Below are 25,001 nucleotides of genomic sequence, written 5' to 3'. Positions count from 1 at the left end.
GCCGGTCAGACCCGCGGCTGGCCCTGCGGCGGGTACGGCGGCCCGGCCGACGGCTGGCCCGGCTGCGGCTGGCCCGGCTGCGGCTGGCCCGGCTGCGGCTGGCCCGGCTGCGGCTGGCCGGCGAAGGGGTTGCCGCCCTGGGCCGGCGGCTGGTTGCTCGGCGCGCCCGCGCCCGCCGCGGCCAGCAGGTGCTCGACGTTCTCCTTCGACACCTCCTGCGTCCCGCCGCAGAACGTGCACTGCAACGTGTGTTTGGCGGGCGCGATCGGGAAGAGCGGGATGAAGAACAGCGTGAACTTGGTGACCCGCTTGCGCAGCGCCTGCGCCGACGGGTTGCCGCAGAAGTTGCACAGCAGGTTCAGCATCGCCAGCTGAAGAACCTTGGTGGAGGAGCCGAAAATCAGCACGCGAGAACTCCGGATTGCATACGTACAGGGCAAGACTCTGACCCCCCGCAGACGTCCGGCACGGGCCGAACGGTTGCCGCCACGCGCGATCCTTGGCCCAACCGTGACCGACGGCTAGCCCGGCAGATGGTCGGTGGCACCGTACGCGACGAGCCGCAGCCGGTCGCCGTCGCCGACCCAGCGGGAGACCGAGGCGTTGGCCACCGGCTCCTCACCCACCGGCGGCGGCGCGCCGAGGCCGGCGAGTACGTGGCGGACCGCCGCCACGACCGCGTCGTGAGCCACCAGCAGCACCCGCCGGCCGGCCGCCGCCCCGGCCAGCTCCGTCAGCAGGTCCCGCACCCGCAGCGCGACGTCCGCCAGCGACTCGCCGCCCGGCGGCCGGTAGTACCAGTCGCCGAGGCGCTCGCGCCGCTCGGCCTCGTCGGGGGCGCGCTCCCGGATCGCGCGTTCCGGCAGCAGCTCGAAGACGCCCATCTCCCGGTCCCGCAGCCGCTCGTCGACCAGCGGCGCCGGCCAGGGGCCGGCGGCCGCGGCCTCCGTCATCAGCTCCCAGGTGCGCCGGGCCCGCAGATAGGGCGAGCAGACGACGAGTTCGGGCCCGCGGTCCGCGCCGAGGCCGGCGAGCCAGCGGCCGAGCGCCGCGGCCTGGGCCAGGCCGGCGTCGGAGAGCGGCACGTCGGCGTCGCAGGGCTCGGGCTCCACCTCGACCGGCCCGCCGCCCCGCCGCGCGGCGGCGAAGCGGAGGTTGGCCGTGCTCTCGGCGTGGCGGACCGCGACCAGCTCGGCCAGCGGATTACCCGGCGGAACCGGCGCGGCGCGCGGCGGCACGGCGTCAGTCCCGGGAGCGGGACTTGAAGGCGGCCTTACGGGCCTGCTTGGCCAGCTGCTTGTCGGGGTGCAGCCGGCCCACGGCCTCCAACACGTCGGCGGTGGCGGGGTGGTCGGTGCGCCAGGCGCGGTCGAAGAAGCCGCTGTGCTGGTCGGCCAGGTCGGTCACCAGGTCGCGCAGCTCGGGCGCGTTCTCCTCGATCTCGGCGCCGCCGAGCTGGGCGGCCAGGGTGTCGATGGTGAGCCAGAAGACCATGTCCTCGCCGGGCGGCGGCACGTCGACGACGCCGTGCTCGGCCAGCCAGACCCGGGCCAGGCCGCCGAGCTCGGAGTCGTCGAGCACCTCGCGGAGCGCGGGCTCGGCGCGGCCGTCCATCATGGCGAGCACCAGCTGGCAGCCGAGCCGGCGGCCGGGCGCCGCGGGGTCGACGCCCCGGGCGGCGGCCAGCAGCTCGCGGGCGGCGGCCAGCGGCTCGCGGGCCGCCAGCCACAGCGCGGCCTCGTCGTGGGCGGCGGTCTCGGGCCGGTGCGGCAGGGCGGCGAGCAGGACGTCGGCGCCCTGGTCGGCGAGCTCGCCCACGAGCGGCGCGGCGAGGCCGGCCTCGATCATCCGGCGGCGCACCGCGTGCAGCCCGAGCGGCGTCAGCCGGGCCTGGCCGTAGCGGGTCAGGTCGTCCTCGCCGACCTCGGCCACCGGGGCCGGCGTCTCCTCGTCGTCGGCCCCCACCTCGGCGAGCACCGACTCGTCCACCGGCTGGTACTCCAGGATGCCGGTGTCGACCAGGGCGCGGAACTGCTCGTCCAGCTTGAGCACGGCGGCCGACAGCTCGTCCATCATGGCCTCGGACAGCTCGTCCATGTCCTCGGGGATCACGGAGGCCGCGGCCACCATCGGCAGCGGCACCATGGTGGCGGCCTGGCCCGAGTCGTCGGTGAGGGCGAAGAGGTAGAGGCTGCCGAGCGCCGAGTCCAGGAAGTCGGCCTCCTCCTCCGGGTCCCAGCCGAGGGCGTCGAGGTCGACGGTGGCCGGGTCGAACGGCTCGCCCTCCCCCGACTGCTCCGGCAGTTCGCCGAGCAGCTCCTCGAAGGTGGGGGTGGCGACCTCGGCCAGCACCGCGTCCAGGCCCTCGGACCAGATCTCCAGCACGTCGGCCGGACGCCCGTCGGTGAGCTGGGCCAGCTCGGCACCCGGCGCGGCGGTGCCGGCGACCGGCCCGCCGTCGGCCACCTCCTCGCCGTCCGGGTCGTCGTCGGCCTCGTCGTCCTCCAGGACGGCGACGAGGCCGCTGTCGACCGCGAAGTTCCACGCCTCGGCGGCCAGCGCCTCGCCGTCCTCGTCGGAGCCGAGGCCCAGCTCGGCGACGGCGTGCTTCACCAGCTCGGCCGGCAGCTCCCCGCCCGCGCCCACCGGGACCTCGGGCGCCGACCAGCGGGCGAGCCTGGCCGCTCTGGCCAGGAGCGGGGCCGCCAGGGCCGCGCGGGCCAACTCGGCATCGGAGGGCAGCCGCACAGGGGGCATGACCGGACGCTCGTCAGCGGGGTTCACCATCGCTCCTCATCGAAACCTTGCAAAGGCCGCCCCCAGCCTAGATGAGGCGGGGGCCCTTCCGTGACGGCTCATCACCATTGGCCCGAGGGGCGCGGCGGGTGAGCGGGGACGCCCGGGCCCTGACCAGCCCGCGATTAACCGGAACGTTTCCTACCGGCTCCCTGGGGGGCGTTGACAAGGCATGCGGGACTGCGGGAACTTGACGCGCGTAGAGGGCCCGGAATGGAAGGGCCTGCCGCTATCGCCCTGGAGGGTCCCTTGTCCGCCTCAGTCCGTCCGCGCCGCAGATCGGTCGCCGTCGGCGCGCTCGTCGTCGCCGGCCTCTGCTCCGTGCTGCTGGTCGACCCCTCGCACGCCGAGGAGCCCGCCGCCCCCGGCACGCTCGCGTCGCCGCGCATCCACGACATCCAGGGCGACACCCGGGTCTCGCCCTACGCCGGCCAGCAGGTCACCGACGTGGCGGGCATCGTCACCGGGGTGCGCACCTACGGCTCGCGCGGGTTCTGGATCCAGGACCCGACGCCGGACGCCGACCCGGCCACCAGCGAGGGCGTCTTCGTCTTCACCAGCTCCACGCCGCGGGTCGCGGTGGGCGACGACGTGCGGGTGTCCGGCACGGTCGGCGAGTACTACCCGGGCGGCGCCGACACCGGCGTCCAGTCGCTGACCCAGATAGCGCGGCCCACGGTGACCGTGGTCTCCTCGGGCAACGAGCTGCCGGCCCCGGTCACCCTGGACGCCGACGACCTGCCGCGCCGCTACGCACCGACGGGCGAGCCGGCCGAGGGCGGGAACATCGAGGGCCTCGCCCTGCGCCCCGACCGCTACGCGCTCGACCTGTTCGAGTCGCTCGAGGGCATGAACGTGTCCGTCGAGGACGCCGCCATCGTCGGCCCGAGCACCCCCTACTACGAGCTGTGGGTGTCGCTCGACCCGGAGGCCAACCGGACCGCCAACGGCGGCACCAGGTACGCCTCCTACGACGACCAGAACGCCGGGCGGCTGAAGGTGGAGTCGCTGGTTCCGGTCGCCCAGGAGCCGTTCCCGACGGCGAACGTCGGCGACGTGCTGACCGGCACCACCGAGGGCCCGCTGGACTTCGACGAGTTCGGCGGCTACCTGGTGGCGGCCCGCGAGATGGGCACCGTGGAGTCCGGCGGCCTCGAGCCGGAGACCACCAGGGCGCAGCGCCAGGACGAGCTGGCCATCGCCACCTACAACGTGGAGAACCTCAACCCGGCCAACCCGCAGTCCAAGTTCGACCGGCTGGCCGAGGCCGTCGTCGCCAACCTGGCCGCCCCCGACATCCTGGCGATCGAGGAGGTGCAGGACAACAGCGGGTCGACGAACGACGGCACGGTGGCCGCGGACGAGACGCTCCAGCGGTTCGTCGACGCGATCGTGGCGGCCGGCGGCCCGCGGTACGAGTGGCGCGGCATCGACCCGGTGGACGGCGAGGACGGCGGGCAGCCGGGCGGCAACATCCGCACGGTGTTCCTGTTCAACCCGGAGCGGGTCGACTTCGTCGACCGGGCCGGCGGGGACTCGACCACCGGCACCGAGGTCGTCAAGCGGCGCGGGCGGGCCGAGCTGACCGCGTCCCCCGGCCGGGTCGACCCGGGCAACTGGGCCTGGGAGGACAGCCGCAAGCCGCTGGCCGCCGAGTTCTCCTTCCGTGGCGAGACGGTGATCGTCGTCGCCAACCACTTCGCCTCCAAGGGTGGCGACCAGTCGCTCCACGGCCGCTTCCAGCCGCCGTCGCGGTCGTCGGAGGCGCAGCGGATCGCCCAGGCGCGGGTGGTCAACTCCTTCGTGCGGGACATCCGTTCGGCACAGCGGCAGGCGCAGGTGGTGGTGCTCGGCGACATCAACGACTTCGAGTTCTCGCCGACCACCAGGGCCCTGACGGCGGACGGCGCACTGCGGAGCGCGGTGGACTCGCTGCCGCGTGACGAGCGCTACACCTACGTGTTCCAGGGGAACTCGCAGGTGCTCGACCAGACCCTGGTGTCGCCGTCGATCCGCCGCTTCGACTACGACATCGTGCACATCAACGCGGAGTTCGCCGACCAGGCGAGCGACCACGACCCGCAGGTGCTGCGCTTCGAGCCCTGACCCGGGATTCCCGTTGGCCACGGCGGCCGAAGGGGTGGAGACTGCCGGCATGTCCGCACCTCCCTTCGGCCGCTGTGCCGCCGCGATGATCACTCCGTTCTCCGCCGACGGCGGCCTCGACCTGGCGGGCGCCCAGCGGCTGGCCACCCACCTCGTGGACCGGGCCGGCTGCGACGCCCTGGTGCTGAGCGGCACCACGGGCGAGTCGCCGACCACGACGGACGCCGAGAAGACGGCGCTGGTGCGGGCCGTGGTGGAGGCGGTCGGCGACCGGGCGACGGTGGTCGCCGGGGTGGGCACGGCGGACACCCGCCACTCGGTGGGCCTGGCCAGGGCCGCCGAGGCGGCCGGCGCCCACGGACTGCTCGTGGTGACGCCGTACTACTCGCGGCCGACGCAGGAGGCCATCGTCGCCCATCTGCGGGCGGTGGCCGACGCGACCGGGCTGCCGGTGATGCTGTACGACATCCCCGCGCGCACCGGGGCCGGCACGGCGCTGACGGCCGACTCGCTGCGGCGGCTCGCCGAGCACGAGCGGATCGCGGGGGTCAAGGACTGCGCCGGCGACCTGCTCAAGTCCGGCCTGGTGATGGGCGACACGGCGCTCGCCTACTACTCGGGCAGCGAGGAGTTCAACCTGCCGCTGCTGGCGATCGGCGCCGCCGGCTGCGTGAGCACGGTGGCGAACGTGGCGGGCCGGCAGGTGCGCGGCGTGCTCGACGCGTTCGCCGCGGAGGACACCGGCTTGGCGGCCCGCCGCCACCAGGCGCTGCTGCCGCTGGTGGCGGCGATGATGCACGAGGTGCCAGGCACGGTGGGCGTGAAGGCGCTGTTCCAGGCCGCGGGCCTGCCGGGCGGCCCCGTCCGCCCGCCCCTGCTGCCGGCGGACGAGGCCCAGACCGAACGCCTCACGACGGCGCTCCGCGCCGCACTGACCGAGCCGGTGCGCTAAGCGCTCCGCTGGGGGCCGCGGCGGGCCGTCACGTGGCCGCGGCGCCGTTGGGGCTGAGCGCGCCGTTCCCCGCGCCCCTTTGGGGCGCCGGAGCGAGGGCGCGGGAGAGCAGCGTGGCGCCGGCCACGGCGCCCGGCATCAGCAGGACCGCGCCCAGCGGTATCAGGAAGAGCAGGATCAGCGGCACGCCGAAGCCGAGCGCGGCCGGCAGCCGGCGGCGCAGCAGCCGGATCCGCTCCCTGAGCGGCAGGCCGCGGCGGTCGAGGGCGGCGGAGGTGAGCTCGACGGTGAGGAAGAACCCGGAGACGGCGAAGCCGATGGCGGGTATGACGGTCTGGCCGATCACCGGGACGAAGCCGAGCACGAACAGCGGGACGGTGAAGAGCAGCACCCACAGCAGCACGCGGAGGCTGTCGCTGATCGAGACCCGGATGTCCTGCCAGAGCGAACGCCCCGGGCCGGCCGGGGCGCCGCCCTCGGTCTCCTCGACCTTCTCGCCGAGCGACTGGTAGAACGGGTCGCCGATGATCAGGGTGACGGCGGTGAAGGTGAGGACCGCGAGCATCAGGCCGGCGGCGACCAGCAGCAGCGCGAACCCGACCCGCACCAGCGGCTGCCAGGGATCATCCCAGTCGTCGGCGAACGGGGTGGCCCAGACGGCGACGTCGCCGGCGAAGAGGGCGAGCGCCACCAGCGCGCCCACGTAGATCACCAGGGCGATCAACGCGGGCACAAGACCGAAAAGCAACCAGCGCGGGCGACCGAACACCCACCGTTGTCCCTGGGCCAGACAGCGCAGGCCCACCGCGAATCCGTTCACGCCGGTCACCCTATCGCCCGCCGCTGACAGCCCGTCGGGCTCAGTTGTGGCTGTGCAGCACCTCGTTGAGGCCGCCCCAGGTGCCGGTGCGGGGCAGCGCCTCGACGACGCCGGTGGTGGAGTTGCGGCGGAACAGCAGGTTGTCGGCGCCCGAGAGCTCCAGGGCCTTGACGACCGCGCCGTCCGGCAGCGTGATCCGGGTGCCGGCGGTGACGTAGAGGCCGGCCTCCACGACGCAGTCGTCGCCCAGGGAGATGCCGAGGCCGGCCTGGGCGCCGAGCAGGCAGCGGCGGCCGATGGAGATGGTCTGCTTGCCGCCGCCGGAGAGCGTGCCCATGATCGAGGCGCCGCCGCCGATGTCGGAGCCGTCGTCGACGAGCACGCCGGCGCTGATCCGGCCCTCGACCATGGAGATGCCGAGGGTGCCGGCGTTGAAGTTGACGAAGCCCTCGTGCATGACCGTGGTGCCTGAGGCGAGGTGGGCGCCGAGCCTGACCCGGTCGGCGTCGCCGATGCGGACCCCCTCCGGCACCACGTAGTCCGTCATCCGCGGGAACTTGTCGACGCTGGTGACGGTGAGCGCCAGCCCCTCGGCGCGGGCGGCCAGCCTGGCCTCCTCGACGCGGTCGACGGGGACGGGGCCGAGGTTGGTCCAGGCGACGTTGGCGAGCAGCCCGAACTGGCCGTCCAGGTTGAGGCCGTGCGGCCGCACCAGGCGGTGGCTGAGCAGGTGCAGCCTGAGGTAGACGTCGTGCGCGTCGAGCGGCTTGTCCTGGACGGAGGCGATGACCGTGGTGACCGCCACGACTTCGACGCCGCGGCGCGGGTCGGGGCCCACCGCGCGGGTGGCGGCCTCGCCGAGCAGCTCGGCGGCGCGCTCGGCGGTCAGCCGCTCGGTGCCGGCGATGCCCGGCTCCGAGGTGAGCTCGGGCGCGGGGAACCAGGTGTCGAGGACGGTCCCGTCGTGGGTCAGGGTGGCGAGGCCGGTGGCGACTGCGCCGGTGGCGGGGGTTGTTTCGTCGGTCATGGCACAGACGCTAACCGGTGGCGTCGGCCGGGGGCGAACCGGTCCGGTCAGCGGGCGCCGGGGGTGCGAGCACCCGATCGAAGAGGGCGACGGCCTCCCGCTCGTCGTAGGCGCGGCCGCTCAGCAGGAGTTGGATCAGCAGCCCGTCGAGCGCGGCGGTCAGCAGCCTGGCGGTGACCTGGTCGGGCACGACGGGGCGCAGCAGTTCGGCGACGCTCGCCAGGAGCTCGGCGGAGAGCGGGCGGAGGGTGGGGTTGCGGAGCCCGGCGAAGTAGAGCTCGTAGGCCAGCTCCGTCTCGGCGCGCTCGGGGCCGAGGCTGTGGCCGACGAAGCGGGCGAGCCGCCTGGCCAGCGGCAGTTCCGGATGCTCGGCGAGGCGGTCGGCCAGGCAGGCGAGCCACTCGTCGTTCATCCGCTTCAGGGCGACGGCCAGCAGCTCGTCGCGGTCGGTGAAGTGGTAGGTGGTGGAGCCGAGCGGCACGTCGGCCTCGGCGGCGACGTTGCGGTGGCTGAGGCCGGCGATGCCGTGCTCGGTGACGACCCGGACGGCGGCCTCGACGATGCGTTCGCGCCGGTCCGGATCGTAGCGGCGGGCCATCAGTGGGCCCCGCCCAGGTTGAGGGTGACGACGCCGGCGACGACCAGGGCGACGCCGAGCAGCTTGGCGGCGGTGGCGGCCTCCCCGAGGAAGAGGACCCCGATCAGGGCGACGACGGCGGTGCCGGCGCCCGACCAGATGGCGTAGGCCGAGCCGACGTCCATCGACTTCAGGACCTGGGCGAGCAGCGCGAAGGCGACGAGGTAGCCGGCGACGGTGCCGACGCTGGGCCAGAGCCGACTGAAGCCGTCGCTGTACTTCATCAGGGTGGTGGCCACGATCTCCGAGGCGATCGCGGCGGCAAGCGTCACGTAAACCATGTGTACCAGCGTACACAACGATACGTACAGGTGTACACATCACCGGCGGGCGCAAGCCGGTGGAGTGACCGCCCCGCGCGCCGACCGGACCACCGCCGGCCTTCCGGTCATCCTTGCGGCGAACAGCGGCACGATCACATCATCACAGGGAGTGAAGAGCAGATGGCCGAGTGCGAGGTCTGCGGCAACGACTACCGGATGTCCTTCGAGGTCCGCGCGGCGGGCGAGGTCCACGTCTTCGACAGCTTCGAGTGCGCCGTCCAGCGGATGGCCCCGATCTGCGAGAACTGCCAGACCCGGATCATGGGCCACGGCCTGGAGACGGCCGACGGCCACTTCTACTGCTGCGGCCACTGCGCCCGAGCCAAGGGCCAGGCCCAGCTGGTCGACCACGCCTGAGCCGGCGGGCACCCGCCGGACACGACGGTGCCTCCCGCGCCCGGGGCGGGGCGGCGGGAGGCACCGAGGGGGGGACGCCGACCGGCGGCGCGGCGGGCGGGGCTCAGACGTTGAAGCCCAGCGCCCGCAGCTGCTCGCGGCCGTCGTCGGTGATCTTGTCGGGGCCCCACGGCGGCATCCAGACCCAGTTGATCTTCAGCTCGCTGACCAGTCCCTCGGTCGCCGACCTGGCCTGGTCCTCGATGACGTCCGTCAGCGGGCAGGCCGCGGAGGTCAGGGTCATGTCGACGGTGGCGATGTTCTCCTCGTCCACGTGGATGCCGTAGATCAGGCCGAGGTTGACCACGTCGATCCCCAGCTCCGGGTCGACGACGTCCATCATCGCCTCCCGGATCTCCTCCTCGCCCGCCGGCTTCGCCGTGACGGTCTCGGTGTCGCTCATGACGTCGTCCTCTCGTTCACCAGGCCTTCGCCCAGCGCCTGGGCGGTGGCGTCCTTCCAGGCCATCCAGCTCAGCAGCGCGCACTTCACCCGCGCCGGGTACTTGGAGACGCCGGCGAACGCCACCGCGTCCTCCAGCACCTCCTCCATCGCGTCGTCCGGGGTGAGCTGCCCCTTGGACTGCATCAGGCGCAGGAACGTGTCCTGCACGGCCAGGGCCTCGGCGAGCCCCTTGCCGACCAGCAGCTCGTTGAGCACGGACGCGCTGGCCTGACTGATCGAACAGCCCTGCCCCTCGTACGAGACGTCGGCGATGGTCTCGCCGTCGTACCGCACCCGCAGCGTGATCTCGTCACCGCACGTGGGATTGACGTGGTGGACCTCGGCGTCGCCGTCCCGCAGACCCCGCCCGTGCGGGTTCTTGTAGTGGTCCAGGATCACGTCCTGGTACATCGACTCCATGGCTCCAAGACCCATGCGATCACACCATCCCCATCCGAACCCTCATCCGAAGAAGCCCCGCACGTACTCGAGCCCCCGGACCAGGGCGTCCACCTCGGCCGGCGTCGAGTACAGATAGAACGACGCTCGCGTGGTCGCCGGAATTCCGTAGCGCAGGCAGACCGGCCGCGCGCAGTGGTGGCCGACCCGGACGGCGATGCCCTGCTCGTCCAGCACCTGGCCCACGTCGTGCGGGTGGATGTCACCGAGGGTGAAGGAGACCGTGGCGCCCCGGTCCTCGCTGCTGACCGGGCCGATGATCCGCAGGTCGGGCACCTCGGCCAGCCGCTCCAGCGCGTAGCGGGTGAGGGCCTGCTCGTGGGCCGCGATCCGCTCCATGCCGATGCCGGACAGGTAGTCGACGGCGGCGCCCAGGCCCACGGCCTCGGCGATCGGCGGCGTGCCCGCCTCGAACTTGTGCGGCGCCGGCGCGTACGTCGACGAGTTCATGGTGACCGTCTCGATCATCTCCCCGCCGCCCAGGAACGGCGGCAGGTCCTCGAGCAGCTCCTGCCGGCCCCACAGCACGCCGATGCCGGTGGGCCCGCACATCTTGTGGCCGGTGAAGGCCACGAAGTCCGCGCCGAGCGCCTGCACGTCGAGCGGCATGTGCGGGGCGGCCTGCGAGGCGTCGATCACCACCAGGGCGCCGACCTGCTGGGCGCGCCTGACGATCGCCTCGACCGGGTTGTGGGTGCCCAGCACGTTGGAGACCAGCACGAAGGAGACGACCTTGGTGTGCTCGGTGATGAGCTCGTCGATGTTCGACAGGTCGAGCCGGCCGTCGTCCGTGAGGCCGAACCACTTCAGCTTCGCGCCGGTGCGCTGCGCCAGGAACTGCCACGGCACGATGTTGGAGTGGTGCTCCATCTCCGTGATGACGATCTCGGTGCGGTCGTCGACCCGGTACGGCTCCTCGGCCCAGCCGAGCATGTTCGCCACCAGGTTGAGCGACTCCGAGGCGTTCTTGGTGAAGATCACCTCGTCCCGGCTCGGCGCGTTGACGAACGAGGCGACCTTGGTGCGGGCGCCCTCGTAGAGCGCGGTGGCCTCCTCGGCGAGCACGTGGACGCCGCGGTGCACGTTGGCGTGGTGGCGCTCGTAGTACTCGGACATCGCGTCGAGCACCTGGCGCGGCTTCTGGGAACTCGCCGCGTTGTCCAGGTAGACCAGCGGCTTCCCGTCGTGCACGGTGCGGTGCAGGATCGGGAAGTCCTTGCGGATCGCCTCGGTGTCGAGGAGACCCGGCAGCGCGTGGCTCATGAGGCGCCCCCCTTGGTGTACTGCTCGTAGCCCTCGGCCTCGAGCTTGTCGGCCAGCTCCGGGCCGGCCGACTCGACGATCCGGCCGCCGGCGAAGACGTGCACGTGGTCCGGCTTGATGTAGCGCAGGATCCGCGTGTAGTGGGTGATCAGCAGGGTGCCGGCCTCGCCGCCCTCGCGCAGCCGGTTGACGCCCTCGGAGACGATCCGCAGCGCGTCGATGTCGAGGCCGGAGTCGGTCTCGTCGAGGATGGCGATCTTCGGCTTCAGCAGCTCCAGCTGGAGGATCTCGTGGCGCTTCTTCTCACCGCCGGAGAAGCCCTCGTTGACGTTGCGCTCGGCGAAGGCCGGGTCCATCTCAAGGCGCTCCATGGCCTCCTTGACCTCCTTCACCCAGGTGCGGAGCTTGGGTGCCTCGCCACGGATGGCGGTGGCGGAGGTGCGCAGGAAGTTGGAGACCGAGACGCCGGGCACCTCGACCGGGTACTGCATGGCGAGGAAGACGCCGGCGCGGGCCCGCTCGTCGACGGACATCTCCAGCACGTCCTCGCCGTCCAGCGTGACGGTGCCGCCGGTGACGGTGTACTTGGGGTGACCGGCCAGCGAGTACGCCAGGGTGGACTTGCCGGAGCCGTTGGGGCCCATGATGGCGTGGGTCTCGCCCTGCTTCACGGTCAGGTCGACACCGCGCAGGATCTCGGTGGAGCCGGTCTCGGTCTCGACGGAGACGTGCAGGTCGTGGATCTCAAGCGTTGCCATGGGGATGCCTCAGGACTCCTGGGAGAGGGAGACGAGCACGGCGGCGCCGGGCCCCTCTCCTTCGATCTTGACGGGGTAGACGGGGATGGGGCGGGTGGCGGGCAGCCCGGAGGGCTTGCCGGTGCGCAGGTCGAAGCTGGATCCGTGCAGCCAGCACTCGACCTGGCAGTCCTCCACCTCGCCCTCGGAGAGCGAGACGTTCGCGTGCGAGCAGATGTCGTTGACCGCGAACACCTCGCCCTCGGTACGGACGACGCAGACCGGGGTGTCGTCGAGCTCCACGCGCCGCGGCACGTCCTCCTCGAGGTCGCCCAGCGCGCACACCCTCACGAAGCCGGTGGTCATGCGATCGACGCCTCCAGCTCGGCCTCCAGCTTGGCGATCAGCCGCTCCTCGACGTCCGGCACGCCGATCTGCTGGACGAGCTCGGCGAAGAAGCCGCGCACCACGAGACGACGCGCCTCGTCGGCGGGGATGCCGCGCGCCATCAGGTAGAACAGCTGCTCGTCCTCGAACCGGCCGGTGGCCGAGGCGTGGCCGGCGCCGGCGATCTCGCCGGTCTCGATCTCCAGGTTGGGGACCGAGTCGACCCGGGCGCCGTCGGTGAGGACCAGGTTGCGGTTGAGCTCGTAGGTATCGGTGCCGGTGGCGGACGCCCGGATCACCACGTCGCCGATCCACACCGCGTGCGCGTCGGCGCCCTGCAGGGCGCCCTTGTAGGCCACGTTGCTGCGGCAGTTGGGCGCGTTGTGGTCGACCAGCAGCCGGTGCTCCTGGTGCTGGCCGTTGTCCGTGAAGTAGACGCCGTACAACTCGGCCTCGCCGCCGGGGCCCGCGTAGGCGACCCGCGGGTGGATCCTGACCACGTCGCCGCCGAAGGTGACGACCACGGACTTGAAGCTGGCGTCCCGGCCGACCAGCGCGCTGTGCTGGGAGCAGTGCACGGCGGTGTCGTCCCAGTCCTGCACGCTGACAACGGTGAGCTTGGCGCCGTCCCCGACGAGGTACTCGACGTTGGCCGAGCGGACGGTGTCGCCGGTGTGGTCGAGCACGAGGACGACCTCGGCGAAGGCCCCGATCTCGAAGACGGTGTGCCCGAAGGTGACGCCGCCCTCGCCGTGCAGCGCGACCCGCACCGGCTCCTTCAGCACCGCGTCCTTCGGCACCGAGATCACGGTGGCCTTCTCGAAGGAGCTGAACGCCTGGGCCGCGACCCGGTCGACGGGGGCACCGGCCCTGCCGACCCGCGGGTCGTCCCGGCCGACCGGGGTGACGGTCACCCCGTCCGGCGCGTCGACCTCGACCTTGATGGTGCCGCCGGCGACGGCCGTGCCGTCGTGCAGCCCCCGCAGCCGGTCGAGGGGCGTGAACCGCCACTCCTCCTCGCGGCCGTGCGGGACGGGGAAGTCCGCCACATCGAAGGACGGCGGGGCGCTCATCCGGGTGGCGACGCTGGACTCGGCGGCCACCGCGACCGCTCCGCCCGCGCTGGCGCCGGCCGGCATACTCTGGGCCTCAGCCATGGGTGTCGTCGTGCTCACTCTCTTGATCGGACATGATGTCGGACGGGATGCGGGATCGAGGACGGGCGGCCGGTCAGCCGACCGAGCCCTCCATCTGCAGCTCGATCAGCCGGTTGAGCTCCAGGGCGTACTCCATCGGCAGCTCCTTGGCGATGGGCTCGACGAAGCCGCGCACGATCATCGCCATCGCCTCGTCCTCGGAGAGGCCGCGGCTCATCAGGTAGAAGAGCTGGTCGTCGCTGACCTTGGAGACCGTCGCCTCGTGGCCCATCGTCACGTCGTCCTCGCGGACGTCGACGTAGGGGTAGGTGTCCGAGCGGGAGATGGTGTCCACCAGCAGCGCGTCGCACAGCACGTTCGACTTGGAGCCGGCCGCGCCCTCGGCGATCTCGATCAGGCCGCGGTAGGAGGTGCGGCCGCCGCCCCTGGCCACCGACTTGGAGACGATGTTGGACGAGGTGCGCGGGGCCATGTGCACCATCTTGGCGCCGGCGTCCTGGTGCTGGCCCTCGCCCGCGAAGGCGACGGACAGCGTCTCGCCCTTGGCGTGCTCGCCCATCAGGTAGACGGCCGGGTACTTCATGGTGACCTTGGAGCCGATGTTGCCGTCGACCCACTCCATGGTGGCGCCCTCGTAGGCCACGGCGCGCTTGGTCACCAGGTTGTAGACGTTGTTCGACCAGTTCTGGATCGTCGTGTAGCGGCAGCGGCCGCCCTTCTTGACGATGATCTCGACGACCGCGGAGTGCAGCGAGTCCGAGTTGTAGATCGGCGCGGTGCAGCCCTCGACGTAGTGCACGTAGGCGTTCTCGTCGACGATGATCAGGGTCCGCTCGAACTGGCCCATGTTCTCGGTGTTGATCCGGAAGTACGCCTGGAGCGGGATGTCGACGTGCACGCCCGGCGGCACGTAGATGAAGGAACCACCGGACCACACCGCCGTGTTGAGCGCGGCGAACTTGTTGTCGCCGGCCGGGATCACGGTGCCGAAGTGCTCCTGGAACAGCTCCGGGTGCTCCTTGAGCGCCGTGTCGGTATCGAGGAAGATGACGCCCTGCTTCTCCAGGTCCTCGCGGATCTGGTGGTAGACGACCTCCGACTCGTACTGCGCGGCCACGCCGGCCACCAGGCGCTGCTTCTCGGCCTCGGGGATGCCGAGCCTGTCGTAGGTGTTCTTGATGTCCTCCGGCAGGTCCTCCCAGCTCTGGGCCTGCTTCTCGGTGGACCGCACGAAGTACTTGATGTTGTCGAAGTCGATGCCGCTGAGGTCGGAGCCCCAGTTGGGCATGGGCTTCTTGCCGAAGAGCTTCAGGCCCTTCATGCGCAGCTTCAGCATCCACTCGGGCTCGGACTTCTTGCCCGAGATGTCGCGGACGACGGCCTCGGACAGGCCGCGCTTGGCCGCGGCGCCGGCCGCGTCGGAGTCGGCCCAGCCGTATTCGTACGTGCCCAGGCCCTCGAGCTCGGGGTGGGCGGTCTCCGTGGGGAGCGTCATGCTGGGTTCCTCCCGGCAGTGCTTTCGGTTGCGGTGGTGGTCTCGGCGGGGACGTGACCGGCGTGACCGGCATGACCGGCGTGACCGGCCTTCGGCACGAAGGTCGTGCAGACGCCGTCCCCGAGGGCGATGGTGGCGAGCCGCTGCACATGGCTGCCGAGCAGGTCGGAGAAGACCTCGGCCTCGGCCTCGCACAGCTGCGGATAGCGCTGCGCCGCGTGCGCCACCGGGCAGTGGTGCTGGCACAGCTGCTCGCCGGCCGGCGCCGCCACCTCGTGGACCGCGGCGGCGAACCCGGAGGACGTCAGCGCCTCGGCCAGCGCGCGCGCCTTCCCGTCCGGCGCGGCCGCCTCCAAGAAGGAACGGTACTGCTCGGCCTGGGCCGCGGCACGGTCCCTGGCGAAGGCCAGCACGGCCGCCGCCCCGCGCTCGCCGCCCCCGGCGGCGCGCTCGATCCAGCGCAGCGCCTCGACGGCGAGCTCGTCGTAGGCGTGGTCGAAGGCGTCCCGGCCGCCGTCGGTGAGCACGAACGCCTTGGCCGGACGACCCCGGCCACGCGCTCCATACACCCGCTTCTCCCGCGGCTCCACCAGGCCCTCGGCGACCAGCGCGTCGAGATGGCGCCGGACGGCGGCCTGGGTGAGCCCGAGCCGGACGGCGAGCTCGGCGGCGGTGGAAGCACCGTGATCGAGAATGGAGCGGGCAACGCGCTGCCGCGTCCCGGCCGCCTCCGCGACCGCGGGCGCCTCCCGCTGCTCACTCCGGTTTTTCACAACGTCATTGTTGCGTAATTCCCGCGAAGCGAGCAAGCCGCGGTCTGACCTGCCCGAATGCAGTACATCACGTAAGGCGACCCTTACCTGACCGGCGGCCTGCGGGTGAGGGGTTCTCCCCCACCCTCCCGCCCTTCCCCGGCGCTCCACTCAGCGCCCTGCGGGCTCGTCCCGGCCTCACGGCCGGGACGAGCCCGACACCCGTCCCGCGCTTCGCGCGAGAACGAGGACGGCGCGCACGCGCGGCGCAGCCGCCGCCCGCAGGGCACGGCCACGCCGGGCCGCAGGCCCACCCCGCGCGAAGCGCGAAAGCAGGGCAGGCGGGTGGGGAACCCCGCAGCAGCAGCCAGGCACCGCACGGCGGCGCGGCCCCCACAGGGCCGCAGGCCCACCCCGCGCGAAGCGCGAAAGCAGGGCGGGCGGGCACCTCCCCGGCGGCGCAGCCGCCGCCCGCAGGGGGCGGCCGCGCCGGGCCGCAGGCCCACCCCGCGCGGAAGCGGAGGCAAGGGCGGGTGGGTGGGTGGAAACCCTCAGGGCGTCCGCGCCGGGACGGCGCCCGTGGAGTCGCGGACGACCAGCCCCGTCTCCAGGATCATCTGCGCGACGCCCCGCACCTCCCCCGCTCCCGCCCCCGCCTCGTCGATCGCCTGTAGCAGCAGGTCCACCGCCGACCGCCCCGCCGTCTGCGTCGGCATCGCGATCGTCGTCAGCTTGGGCCGGTTCAGCCGGCCGGCCACCGTGTCGTCGACGCCGACGACGCTGACGTCGCGCGGCACCTCCGCGCCCTCCTCGGCCAGGCCCTCGATCGCGCCGATGGCCACCAGGTCGTTGTACGCGATCACGCCGGTCGCGCCGACGGCGAGCACCGCCGCCGCGGCGCGGAAGCCGCCGTGTTCCGTGGGGGCGTTCGGCCCGTGGTAGGTGAGGTCGACGCCGTGCCGCTCGGCCGCCGCGCCCGCCGCGCGGCGGATCTGGCCGCTGGTCCAGGAGCCGCGGGGGCCGCCGAGCACGACGAGTCGCCGGTGGCCGAGCGAGGCCAGGTGGTCGACGGCCGCGCCGGCGCCGCTGCCCACGTCCATCAGCACCGCCGGCAGGCCCTTGACCCGCCGGTTCACCACGGCGAACGGCAGGTCGGCGCCGAGCCTGGCGATCGCCGTGTTGGAGAGCCGCGGGCTGACCAGCAGCACGCCGTCCACCTGCCGGGCGAGGGTGGCGATCAGCTCCTCCTCGACCCGGGGGTCCTCGTCCGTGTCCGCGACGAAGACCTGGTAGCCGCGCACCCTGGCGTAGGACTGCGCGGCCTTGATCAGCGGCGGGAAGAACGGGTTGGCGATGTCGGCGACGATCAGACCGAGATTGTTCGTCCGTCCGGTGGTCAACGCCCTGGCCGCCTGGTTGGGTCGGTAGCCCAGCTCCTCGGCGGCCGCGATCACCCGTTCCCTGGTCTCGGCGTTGACCAGGTTCGGCGCCGAGAAGGTGCGGGAGACCGTCGACACGTGCACCCCGGCGGCCTGCGCCACTTCTCTGATGGTCACCGCCACGCGATCACCGCCACGCGATCAGCTCCCCTGCGCCGTTGTCAGCGCCGTTCTCAGCCATGGCCGGCACCCTATCCTGCAAGCGGTTGCCATTGATACGTGCGCGGACCCTTGACGTTTCCCCGGCCGTGGGCCATGGTCCTGCAACCGGTTGTAATCCATCGCGCGCTCGCACCCAACTCCGCCGTGGTGTCACGGAAAGGAGCGCTCTTCCGCATGTCCACCACTCAGGGAACGACCCTTGCCCCGCAGCTCCGCAAGCGACGGCGCAAGGAGGCGGTCGCCGCCTATCTGTTCCTCGCACCCTGGTTCGTCGGGCTCGTGGCCATCACCGCGGGCCCGCTCCTGAGCTCCCTCTATCTGTCCTTCACGGACTACAGCCTCATCGGCGACTCGCAGTGGGTCGGTTTCGACAACTACGTCGAGATGTTCACCGACGATCCGCGATTCATGAAGGCCCTGAGCAACACGACCATCTACGTCTTCGTCTCGGTGCCGCTCCAGTTGACCTTCGCCCTCGCGCTGGCGCTGGTCCTGGACCGCGGCGTCCGCGGCCTGCCGTTCTACCGGTCGATCTACTACCTGCCCTCCCTGCTCGGCGGCAGCGTCGCCGTCGCCATCCTGTGGCGCCAGGTCTTCGGCGCCGAGGGGCTGGTCAACGAGGTCCTCGGCTGGTTCGGGGTGGAGGGCGAGAGCTGGGTGGCCCACCCGGACACCGCCCTCGGCACCCTGATCGTGCTGAACGTCTGGACGTTCGGCGCCCCGATGGTCATCTTCCTCGCCGGCCTGCGGCAGATACCCCGCAGCTACTACGAGGCGGCGGGCCTGGACGGGGCCGGTCAGATACGGCAGTTCTTCTCGATCACGCTGCCGCTGTTGACCCCGATCGTCTTCTTCAACCTGGTCCTGCAGCTGATCAACTCGTTCCAGTCCTTCACGCAGGCGTTCGTGGTCAGTGGCGGAAAGGGCGGCCCTTCCGACTCCACGCTGCTGCTCACGATGCACATCTACCAGAAGGGCTTCGGGAACTTCGAGATGGGCTACGCCTCGGCGATGGCCTGGTTCCTGGTGATCGTGATCGCGGTGCTGACCGGGGTGAACTTCCTGATGTCGAGGTATTGGGTCTTCTACAGTGACTAGTAACGCCGCCGCCAAACGCGCGCAGCGCGCCAAGACCAACGACACCCTGTTCGGCAGGGTGATGCAGGCCCTCGCCGGCAAGAAGCTCCTCACCCACGCGGCGCTGATCGGCTTCGGGTTGGTGATGCTCTATCCGCTGCTGTGGATGGTCTCCAGCTCGTTCAAGCCGCAGGAGATCATCTTCCGTGAGCCCGGGCTGATACCCGGCGACGTCACGTTGGACAACTACAGCAACGGCTGGGACGCGCTGCAGTACCCGTTCAGCCACTACTTCCTGAACTCGGCGATCATCACGGCGGGTTCGATCGTCGGCAACCTGGTGGCCTGTTCGCTGGCGGCCTACGCGTTCGCGCGGCTCGAGTTCCCGTTGAAGCGCTTCTGGTTCGCGCTGATGCTGGGCTCGATCATGCTGCCGCTGCACGTGACCCTGGTGCCGCAGTACATCCTGTTCTCGGAACTGGACTGGATCAACACGTTCTACCCGCTGATCGTGCCCAAGTTCCTCGCCACCGACGCCTTCTTCATCTTCCTCATGGTGCAGTTCATCCGCACCCTGCCGAGAGAACTCGACGAGGCGGCCGTGATCGACGGCGCCGGCCACTGGCGGATCTTCTCGCGGATCATCATGCCGCTCTGCACCCCGGCGCTGGCCACCACGGCGATCTTCACCTTCATCTGGACCTGGAACGACTTCCTGTCCCAGCTGATCTTCCTGACCAGCCCCGACAAGCTGACGGTTCCGGTGGCGCTGCGCAACTTCCTGGACTCCAGCGGGGATTCCTCCTGGGGGCCGATGTTCGCCATCTCCGTCCTCTCGCTGGGGCCGATCTTCGGCTTCTTCCTGGCCGGCCAGCGGTACCTGGTCCGTGGCATCGCCACCACCGGCCTGCGGTGACCCCACCGCCCACCCCCACGCGCACTCACCCACGTAACAGACAAGGAGGTCTCCCGTGACGAGCAGCAGAAGGCACCACTGGACCAGCGCGAGGAAGCTCGCCCCGGCGCTGCTGACGACCGGCGCCCTGGTCCTCACCACCGCGGCCTGTGGCGGCGGCGACAGCGGCGGCGGCGAAGACGGCGGCCCCGTGACGCTGCGCCTCAGCTGGTGGGGCAACGACGTTCGGCAGGGGCTCACGGCCGAGGCCGTCGCGCTCTTCGAGGAGAACCACCCGGACATCACGGTCGAGCAGGAGTACGCCGACTGGGACTCCTACTACGACCGGCTGACCACCCAACTCGCCTCGGGCGACGCGCCCGACGTCTTCGCCACCGAGATCCGCCGGATGGGCGAGTTCGCCACCCGTGGCGCGCTCGCCGACATGTCCGAGCTGGTGGAGACCGGGGACATGGACCCGGAGATCCTCACCACCGGGCAGGTGGACGGCACTCAGTACGCCATCCCCACCGGCGCCAACGCCTTCGTGATCATGGTCAACACGACCCTGCTCCAGGAGGCCGGGCTCGAACTGCCCGACGACACCACCTGGACCTGGGACGACTACCGCGACTTCAGCGCCGAGGTCACGGAGACCATCGGCGACGGCACCTACGGCACGCAGCTGAGCTGGAACGACGCCTACCTCAACATCTACGCGGCCCAGCGCGGCGAGTCGTTCTACGCGGACGACCAGATCGGCATGTCCCCCGAGACGGTCGCCGACTGGTTCGAGTACAACAACGGCCTGGTCGAGGCCGGGGCCACCCCGGACGCCTCGCTCAGCGCCGAGATCGGCAACACCAGCGTCGACCAGTCGCTGATCTCCACCGGCCAGGGTGCCTTCGGCATGTGGTGGAGCAACCAGCTGAACGCCGTCACCACCGGCTCGGGCGCCGAGGTCGAGATCCTGCGCTGGCCCCAGGACTCCGGCGCCGTGAGCGGCGGGCAGTTCCTGCAGCCCACCATGTACTGGAACATCGCCGAGTCGAGCGGCAAGAAGGACGCCGCCGCCGAGCTGGTGGACTTCCTGATCAACGACCCGGAGGCGGCCGCCATCCTCGGCTCCGACCGCGGGCTGCCGATCAACGGCACGGTGCGCGAGCAGATAGAGGCCGAACTGCCGGAGACCGACCAGCAGTCGCTGGCCTTCATCGACGAGCTCTCCAGCGAGCTGGCCGACCCGCCGTCGGTCAACCCGGTCGGCGCCGGCGAGATCCCGGACATGCTGCAGCGCTACGGCGAGGAGGTCAACTTCGGCCGGCTGTCGCCGCAGGAGGCCGCCGACGCGTTCATCGACGAGGCCAACTCCTCGCTCGGCTGACGCGATCCCTCCGTCGCACCACCGGCACCACCGGCACCACCGCACGACCCGCACCACCGCACCGCCACCACTCCCACCAGGAGAACCCCGGATGACACGCCGCTACGCAATCGTCGGCCTGGGCCATCGGTCTCGGATGTACGTCGACGCCCTGCTGGGCGACTGGAGCGACACCGGAGAGATCACCGCGCTCTGCGACCGCAACCGGACGCGGATGGACTACTACAACGAACGCATCGCCGCGACGGGCCGGGACGCCGTCCCGACCTTCTCGCCCGACGACTTCCCGGCCCTGCTCGAACGGGCCGACGCCGTCGTGGTCACCACCATGGACTCCACCCACGCCCACTACGTGTGCGCGGCGCTGGACGCCGGGCGGGACGTCATCGTGGAGAAGCCCCTGACCGTCGACGCGGAGAGCTGCGCCAAGATCGCGGCCGCCGCGGAACGCGGTCGGGGGCGGCTGGTGGTCACCTTCAACTACCGCTACGCGCCCCGTAACTCGGCGGTGCGTGAGCTGCTGGCGGCGGGCCGGATCGGGGCCGTCACCGCCGTCCACTTCGACTGGTCGCTGGACACCATCCACGGGGCCGACTACTTCCGCCGCTGGCACCGGCAGGCCGAGAACTCGGGCGGCCTGCTGGTCCACAAGTCGACCCACCACTTCGACCTGGTCAACTGGTGGCTCGGCTCGCACCCCGAGCTGGTCTTCGCCCAGACCGAGCGGCGCTTCTACGGCGGCGACGGCGCCGGCGCCGAGCAGTACGGCCCGCGTCCGACCCGCGGCCAGGGCGCCCCGGGTCTCGGCACCGACCCGTTCATCCTCGACATCTCGGCCGATCCGCACCTCAAGCGCCTCTACCTGGACGCCGAACACGAGGACGGCTACATCCGCGACCAGGACGTGTTCACCGACGGCGTCACCATCCCGGACAACATGTCGGTCCTCGTCCGCTACGGAAACCGCGCGCTGCTCAGCTACTCGCTCACCACGCACGCGCCGTCCGAGGGCTACCGGGTGGTCTTCACCGGGACCAGGGGACAGATCGAGCTCGACGTGTGCGAGCGCGCCTGGACCCCGCCGCACGCGGCCGTCGACCCGACCGCGCACGGCAAGACCCAGAACGAGGGCACCTACGAGCGGCTGACCCTGCACGAGCACTGGAAGGAGGCCGAGGAGATCCCGATCGTCCAGGGCGCCGGCGGCCACGGCGGTGGCGACCGGCTGCTCCTCGACGACGTGTTCCGCGGCCCGGGCGACGACCCGCTGGCCCGCCAGGCCGGCTACCGGGACGGGATCCGCTCGGTGCTCACCGGCGTGGCCGCCAACGAGTCGGCCCGCACCGGCGCCCCGGTGCTGCTCGACGACGAGGGCACCCGGTTCGTCGACGCCTGACCACCGCCCTCCCCCGCCCCTCCCCGGCCGTCGGGGTCGGCCCCGCGCGGGCCGGCCTCGACGGTCGACCTACACTCCACAGCATGCATTCCGCAGGGGGCACGCCGGCCGTCGAGGCCGTCGGTCTGGTCAAACGCTATGGCGGCACGGCCGCCGTCGACGGGCTCGACCTGACCGTCCGCACCGGCACCGTCACCGCCGTCCTCGGCCCCAACGGCGCCGGCAAGACCACCACGATCGAGTGCTGCGAGGGCTACCGCGTCCCGGACGCGGGCCGCCTGAGGGTCCTCGGCCTCGACCCCGCCACCCAGGCCGCGGCGCTCCGCCCCAGGATCGGCGTGATGCTCCAGGAGGGCGGCATCTACCCGGGGATCCGGGCGCTCGAGATGCTGCGGCACGTGGCGGGGCTGCACGCCCACCCGCTCGACGTGCCGGAGCTGGCCGAGCGCCTCGGCCTCGACTCCTGCGGCCGCACCCCCTACCGGCGGCTCTCCGGCGGCCAGCGGCAGCGGCTCGCCCTGGCACTCGCCGTCGTCGGCCGCCCCGAGCTGGTCTTCCTCGACGAGCCGACCGCCGGCCTCGACCCGCAGGCCAGGCACGCCACCTGGGACCTGATCCGCGAACTGCGCGCCGACGGCGTGACGACCGTGCTCACCACCCACTTCATGGACGAGGCCGAGGAGCTGGCCGACGAGGTGGCCATCGTGGACGCCGGCCGGGTCATAGCGCACGGCAGCCCGGCCGAGCTGTCCCGCGGCGGCAACGCCGACGTGCTGCGCTTCTCCGGCCGCCCCGGGCTCGACCTCGCCTCGCTGCGCAAGGCGCTGCCGGCCGGCAGCCAGGCCGAGGAGCCGAGCCCCGGCAACTACCGGATCACCGGCGACGTCGGCCCGCGGCTGCTGGCCACCGTCACCGCCTGGTGTGCCCAGCACGGGGTGCTGGCCGACCGGATCAGCACCCGGCGGCACACCCTGGAGGACGTCTTCCTGGAACTCACCGGCAAGGAGCTGCGGTCATGACCGGTCGGCACACCCCCCGGCCCGGCGCGGCCCCACTCCCCCGGATGATCGCCGCCCAGGCCGCGCTGGAGACCAGGATGATGCTGCGGCACGGCGAGCAGCTGCTGCTCACCGTCGTCATCCCGACCCTGCTGCTCGTGCTGTTCTCCACCGTCGACCTCGTCGACGTCGAGGGGGAGCGCATCGACTTCCTGGCCCCCGGGATCCTGGCGCTCGCCGTGCTGTCCACCGCGTTCACCGGCCAGGCCATCGCCACCGGCTTCGAGCGCCGCTACGGGGTGCTCAAGCGGCTCGGCGCCTCCCCGCTGCCGCGCTGGGCGCTGCTCTGCGGCAAGACGGGCGCGGTGCTGGTGACGCTGGCGCTCCAGACGGTGCTGCTGACGGCGGTGGCGCTGGCACTCGGCTGGTCCCCGCACGGCAACCCCCTTTCCGTCGCCGTCCTGCTGCTGCTCGGCACGGCCGCCTGCTCCGGGCTCGGCCTGCTGATGGCCGGCACGCTGCGCGCCGAGGCCACGCTGGCCGCGGCCAACCTGGTCTTCGTGCTGCTGCTGTTCTTCGGCGGGGTGGTCGTCCCGCTCGACGAGTTCCCCGAAGGGGCGCGCGCCGTTCTCGGTCTCACGCCGCTCGCCGCGCTCTCCGACGGCCTGCGGGAGGTGCTGCGGGACGGCGCCGCGATGCCGTGGGGCGACGCCGGCGTGCTGGCCGTCTGGGCGGTCCTCGCACTGGCCGCCGCGGGCCGCTTCTTCCGCTGGGAGTAGCGGGTGGCGCCCGCTCCCGCCCCCTCGTGAAAAGTTGCACAAGCGGGGGGCATACGATGTCCGGGTGCTGAAACCAGTGCGAAACCCCCTCGCCTACCTCGCCGAACGCTGGACGCCGCGGCCCGAGACCGTGCGCCGCGCGGCACTCGCCGCACTCGTCATGAGCGTCGTCATCATCGTCACGGGCGGCGCCGTCCGGCTCACCGGATCCGGGCTCGGCTGCGACACCTGGCCGCGCTGCAGCGACGACAGCCTGGTCGCCACCCGCGAGATGGGCCTGCACGGCGCCATCGAGTTCGGCAACCGGATGATGACCTACGTGGTGTCGGCCGCCGTCGGCTGGTTCATCATCGCCGCCAGGTCGGCCAAGCCGGAGCGGCGCCAGCTGACCCGGCTCGGCTGGGCCCAGTTCTGGGTGGTCGCGAGCAACGGCGTGATCGGCGGGATCACGGTCCTGACCGAGCTCAACCCCTACATCGTCGCCGCCCACTTCCTGGCCGCGATGGCACTGCTCACCACGACCACCCTCGGCTGGATCCGCGCCCGCGAGGGCGACGGCCAGGCCCGCCCGCTGGTCGGCCCGCCGGTGCGGCGCGCGGTCCTCGGCCTCACCGCGCTGTCAGCGGCCCTGGTGATCGCCGGCACGGCGGTCACCGGCAGCGGCAAGCATGCCGGAGACGACAGCGACATCGAGCGGATGCCGTTCGCGTGGGAGACGGTGACCCGGATCCACTCCCTGCTGGCCTGGGCCGTCGTGCTCGGCGCGGTCGCCATCTGGATCGGCATGCGGCTGATGGACGCTCCGCCCGGGCCGCGGGCCAGGGCCAGGGAGCTGATCCTGGTGTTGCTCGGCCAGGGCGTGATCGGCTACGTCCAGTACTTCCTCGACGAGCCGGAGCTGCTGGTCGGCACGCACCTGTTCGGCGCGACGCTGGTCTGGATCGCCACCCTGCGGCTGCTGCTCGCGATCCGCGAGCGCGAGCCGGTGGCGGCGACCGCCGCGGAGCGGCCGGTGGCAGCCGCGGCCTAGGGCCTGTCTTCCGGATCTTCGTGGGGCCGCGACGCCAGCTACGGCACCTCGCTGCGTTACCCCACGCCGCGGAGCGGCATGTCAGGCGCC

General features: G+C 72.0%; 26 protein-coding genes. 10 read left to right on the top strand and 16 right to left on the bottom strand.

The features are described from left to right. Positions 1-5 precede the first annotated feature (5 nt). From ACYVPE_RS33295 to ACYVPE_RS33285, 3 genes are all read right to left on the bottom strand, one after another. Positions 6-407: a zinc-ribbon domain-containing protein gene (locus ACYVPE_RS33295; protein WP_461037524.1), complete on the bottom strand. Its 402-nt coding sequence runs from the start codon at positions 405-407 to the stop codon at positions 6-8. A 114-nt stretch (positions 408-521) separates the two neighbouring features. Beyond that, positions 522-1,238, bottom strand: coding sequence for a histidine phosphatase family protein (locus tag ACYVPE_RS33290; RefSeq protein ID WP_461037523.1), 717 nt, complete (start codon positions 1,236-1,238; stop codon positions 522-524). Between the two features lie 4 nt (positions 1,239-1,242). Beyond that, on the bottom strand, positions 1,243-2,757 hold the full coding sequence (locus ACYVPE_RS33285) for a thioredoxin domain-containing protein (RefSeq protein ID WP_461037522.1): 1,515 nt from the start codon (positions 2,755-2,757) through the stop codon (positions 1,243-1,245). 288 nt (positions 2,758-3,045) lie between these two features. On the opposite strand from ACYVPE_RS33285, the gene ACYVPE_RS33280 reads away from it, so the two are divergent. Together ACYVPE_RS33280 and dapA are read left to right on the top strand one after the other, a co-directional pair. After that, positions 3,046-4,902 (top strand): endonuclease/exonuclease/phosphatase family protein, encoded by a 1,857-nt coding sequence (locus tag ACYVPE_RS33280; RefSeq protein WP_461037521.1) that lies wholly within the window; start codon positions 3,046-3,048, stop codon positions 4,900-4,902. A gap of 49 nt (positions 4,903-4,951) precedes the next feature. Continuing rightward, entirely contained in the window at positions 4,952-5,854 is a 903-nt protein-coding gene (gene dapA / locus ACYVPE_RS33275) for a 4-hydroxy-tetrahydrodipicolinate synthase (protein ID WP_461037520.1), read from the top strand. A gap of 28 nt (positions 5,855-5,882) precedes the next feature. On the opposite strand, the gene ACYVPE_RS33270 is transcribed toward dapA, so the two are convergent. From ACYVPE_RS33270 to ACYVPE_RS33255, 4 genes are read right to left on the bottom strand one after another with little or no spacing between them, the layout of a single operon-like run. After that, a complete protein-coding gene (locus ACYVPE_RS33270) occupies positions 5,883-6,674 on the bottom strand; it encodes an EI24 domain-containing protein (RefSeq protein WP_461037519.1) in 792 nt (263 codons plus the stop codon). 40 nt (positions 6,675-6,714) lie between these two features. Then, positions 6,715-7,701, bottom strand: a complete 987-nt coding sequence (gene dapD, locus ACYVPE_RS33265; protein ID WP_461037518.1) for a 2,3,4,5-tetrahydropyridine-2,6-dicarboxylate N-succinyltransferase — start codon at positions 7,699-7,701, stop codon at positions 6,715-6,717. Positions 7,702-7,711: 10 nt separating this feature from the next. Then, complete coding sequence (locus tag ACYVPE_RS33260) at positions 7,712-8,299, bottom strand: TetR/AcrR family transcriptional regulator (RefSeq protein ID WP_461037517.1); 588 nt, start codon at positions 8,297-8,299, stop codon at positions 7,712-7,714. Continuing rightward, on the bottom strand, positions 8,299-8,619 hold the full coding sequence (locus tag ACYVPE_RS33255; protein WP_461037516.1) for a DMT family transporter: 321 nt from the start codon (positions 8,617-8,619) through the stop codon (positions 8,299-8,301). Before ACYVPE_RS33255 ends, ACYVPE_RS33260 begins: the two co-directional genes overlap by 1 nt. 162 nt (positions 8,620-8,781) lie before the next feature. Between ACYVPE_RS33255 and ACYVPE_RS33250 the strand changes: the two genes are divergently transcribed. Then, a complete protein-coding gene (locus tag ACYVPE_RS33250; protein WP_132818492.1) occupies positions 8,782-9,018 on the top strand; it encodes a hypothetical protein in 237 nt (78 codons plus the stop codon). 103 nt (positions 9,019-9,121) lie between these two features. Here the strand turns inward: ACYVPE_RS33250 and ACYVPE_RS33245 are convergent, their stop codons facing one another. The 9 genes from ACYVPE_RS33245 to ACYVPE_RS33205 all read right to left on the bottom strand — a co-directional run bounded on the left by ACYVPE_RS33245 (position 9,122) and on the right by ACYVPE_RS33205 (position 17,307). Then, positions 9,122-9,460, bottom strand: coding sequence for a metal-sulfur cluster assembly factor (locus ACYVPE_RS33245; protein ID WP_461037515.1), 339 nt, complete (start codon positions 9,458-9,460; stop codon positions 9,122-9,124). Continuing rightward, entirely contained in the window at positions 9,457-9,936 is a 480-nt protein-coding gene (sufU, locus tag ACYVPE_RS33240) for a Fe-S cluster assembly sulfur transfer protein SufU (RefSeq protein WP_461037514.1), read from the bottom strand. Before sufU ends, ACYVPE_RS33245 begins: the two co-directional genes overlap by 4 nt. Positions 9,937-9,963: 27 nt before the next feature. Further along, positions 9,964-11,223 carry a cysteine desulfurase gene (locus ACYVPE_RS33235; protein WP_461037513.1) on the bottom strand — a complete coding sequence of 420 codons (1,260 nt, stop codon included), beginning with the start codon at positions 11,221-11,223 and terminating at the stop codon, positions 9,964-9,966. After that, positions 11,220-11,981, bottom strand: a complete 762-nt coding sequence (sufC, locus tag ACYVPE_RS33230; protein WP_461037512.1) for a Fe-S cluster assembly ATPase SufC — start codon at positions 11,979-11,981, stop codon at positions 11,220-11,222. The genes ACYVPE_RS33235 and sufC overlap by 4 nt, the downstream gene beginning before the upstream one ends. A gap of 9 nt (positions 11,982-11,990) precedes the next feature. Continuing rightward, complete coding sequence (locus ACYVPE_RS33225) at positions 11,991-12,326, bottom strand: non-heme iron oxygenase ferredoxin subunit (RefSeq protein WP_461037511.1); 336 nt, start codon at positions 12,324-12,326, stop codon at positions 11,991-11,993. Then, on the bottom strand, positions 12,323-13,504 hold the full coding sequence (sufD, locus tag ACYVPE_RS33220; protein ID WP_461037510.1) for a Fe-S cluster assembly protein SufD: 1,182 nt from the start codon (positions 13,502-13,504) through the stop codon (positions 12,323-12,325). The genes ACYVPE_RS33225 and sufD overlap by 4 nt, the downstream gene beginning before the upstream one ends. Before the next feature lie 73 nt (positions 13,505-13,577). Continuing rightward, positions 13,578-14,999, bottom strand: a complete 1,422-nt coding sequence (sufB, locus tag ACYVPE_RS33215) for a Fe-S cluster assembly protein SufB (RefSeq protein ID WP_461037509.1) — start codon at positions 14,997-14,999, stop codon at positions 13,578-13,580. After that, positions 14,996-15,772 carry a helix-turn-helix transcriptional regulator gene (locus ACYVPE_RS33210; protein WP_461037508.1) on the bottom strand — a complete coding sequence of 259 codons (777 nt, stop codon included), beginning with the start codon at positions 15,770-15,772 and terminating at the stop codon, positions 14,996-14,998. Before ACYVPE_RS33210 ends, sufB begins: the two co-directional genes overlap by 4 nt. A 530-nt stretch (positions 15,773-16,302) precedes the next feature. After that, positions 16,303-17,307: a LacI family DNA-binding transcriptional regulator gene (locus ACYVPE_RS33205; RefSeq protein WP_461037507.1), complete on the bottom strand. Its 1,005-nt coding sequence runs from the start codon at positions 17,305-17,307 to the stop codon at positions 16,303-16,305. Between the two features lie 219 nt (positions 17,308-17,526). On the opposite strand from ACYVPE_RS33205, the gene ACYVPE_RS33200 reads away from it, so the two are divergent. From ACYVPE_RS33200 to ACYVPE_RS33170, 7 genes are all read left to right on the top strand, one after another. Then, positions 17,527-18,450 carry a carbohydrate ABC transporter permease gene (locus tag ACYVPE_RS33200; protein WP_461037506.1) on the top strand — a complete coding sequence of 308 codons (924 nt, stop codon included), beginning with the start codon at positions 17,527-17,529 and terminating at the stop codon, positions 18,448-18,450. Next, on the top strand, positions 18,443-19,345 hold the full coding sequence (locus ACYVPE_RS33195; RefSeq protein ID WP_461037505.1) for a carbohydrate ABC transporter permease: 903 nt from the start codon (positions 18,443-18,445) through the stop codon (positions 19,343-19,345). The genes ACYVPE_RS33200 and ACYVPE_RS33195 overlap by 8 nt, the downstream gene beginning before the upstream one ends. A gap of 55 nt (positions 19,346-19,400) precedes the next feature. Further along, positions 19,401-20,708 carry an ABC transporter substrate-binding protein gene (locus ACYVPE_RS33190; protein WP_461037504.1) on the top strand — a complete coding sequence of 436 codons (1,308 nt, stop codon included), beginning with the start codon at positions 19,401-19,403 and terminating at the stop codon, positions 20,706-20,708. Between the two features lie 91 nt (positions 20,709-20,799). Continuing rightward, entirely contained in the window at positions 20,800-22,104 is a 1,305-nt protein-coding gene (locus tag ACYVPE_RS33185; RefSeq protein ID WP_461037503.1) for a Gfo/Idh/MocA family protein, read from the top strand. An 83-nt stretch (positions 22,105-22,187) separates the two neighbouring features. After that, on the top strand, positions 22,188-23,123 hold the full coding sequence (locus ACYVPE_RS33180) for an ABC transporter ATP-binding protein (RefSeq protein WP_461037502.1): 936 nt from the start codon (positions 22,188-22,190) through the stop codon (positions 23,121-23,123). Continuing rightward, positions 23,120-23,881, top strand: coding sequence for an ABC transporter permease (locus ACYVPE_RS33175; RefSeq protein ID WP_461037501.1), 762 nt, complete (start codon positions 23,120-23,122; stop codon positions 23,879-23,881). Before ACYVPE_RS33180 ends, ACYVPE_RS33175 begins: the two co-directional genes overlap by 4 nt. A gap of 64 nt (positions 23,882-23,945) precedes the next feature. Next, positions 23,946-24,911 (top strand): COX15/CtaA family protein, encoded by a 966-nt coding sequence (locus ACYVPE_RS33170; RefSeq protein ID WP_461037500.1) that lies wholly within the window; start codon positions 23,946-23,948, stop codon positions 24,909-24,911. Positions 24,912-25,001: the final 90 nt, after the last annotated feature.

The organism is Streptomyces mayteni, assembly GCF_054783955.1.
This window is presented reverse-complemented; position numbering and strand designations above follow the sequence as displayed.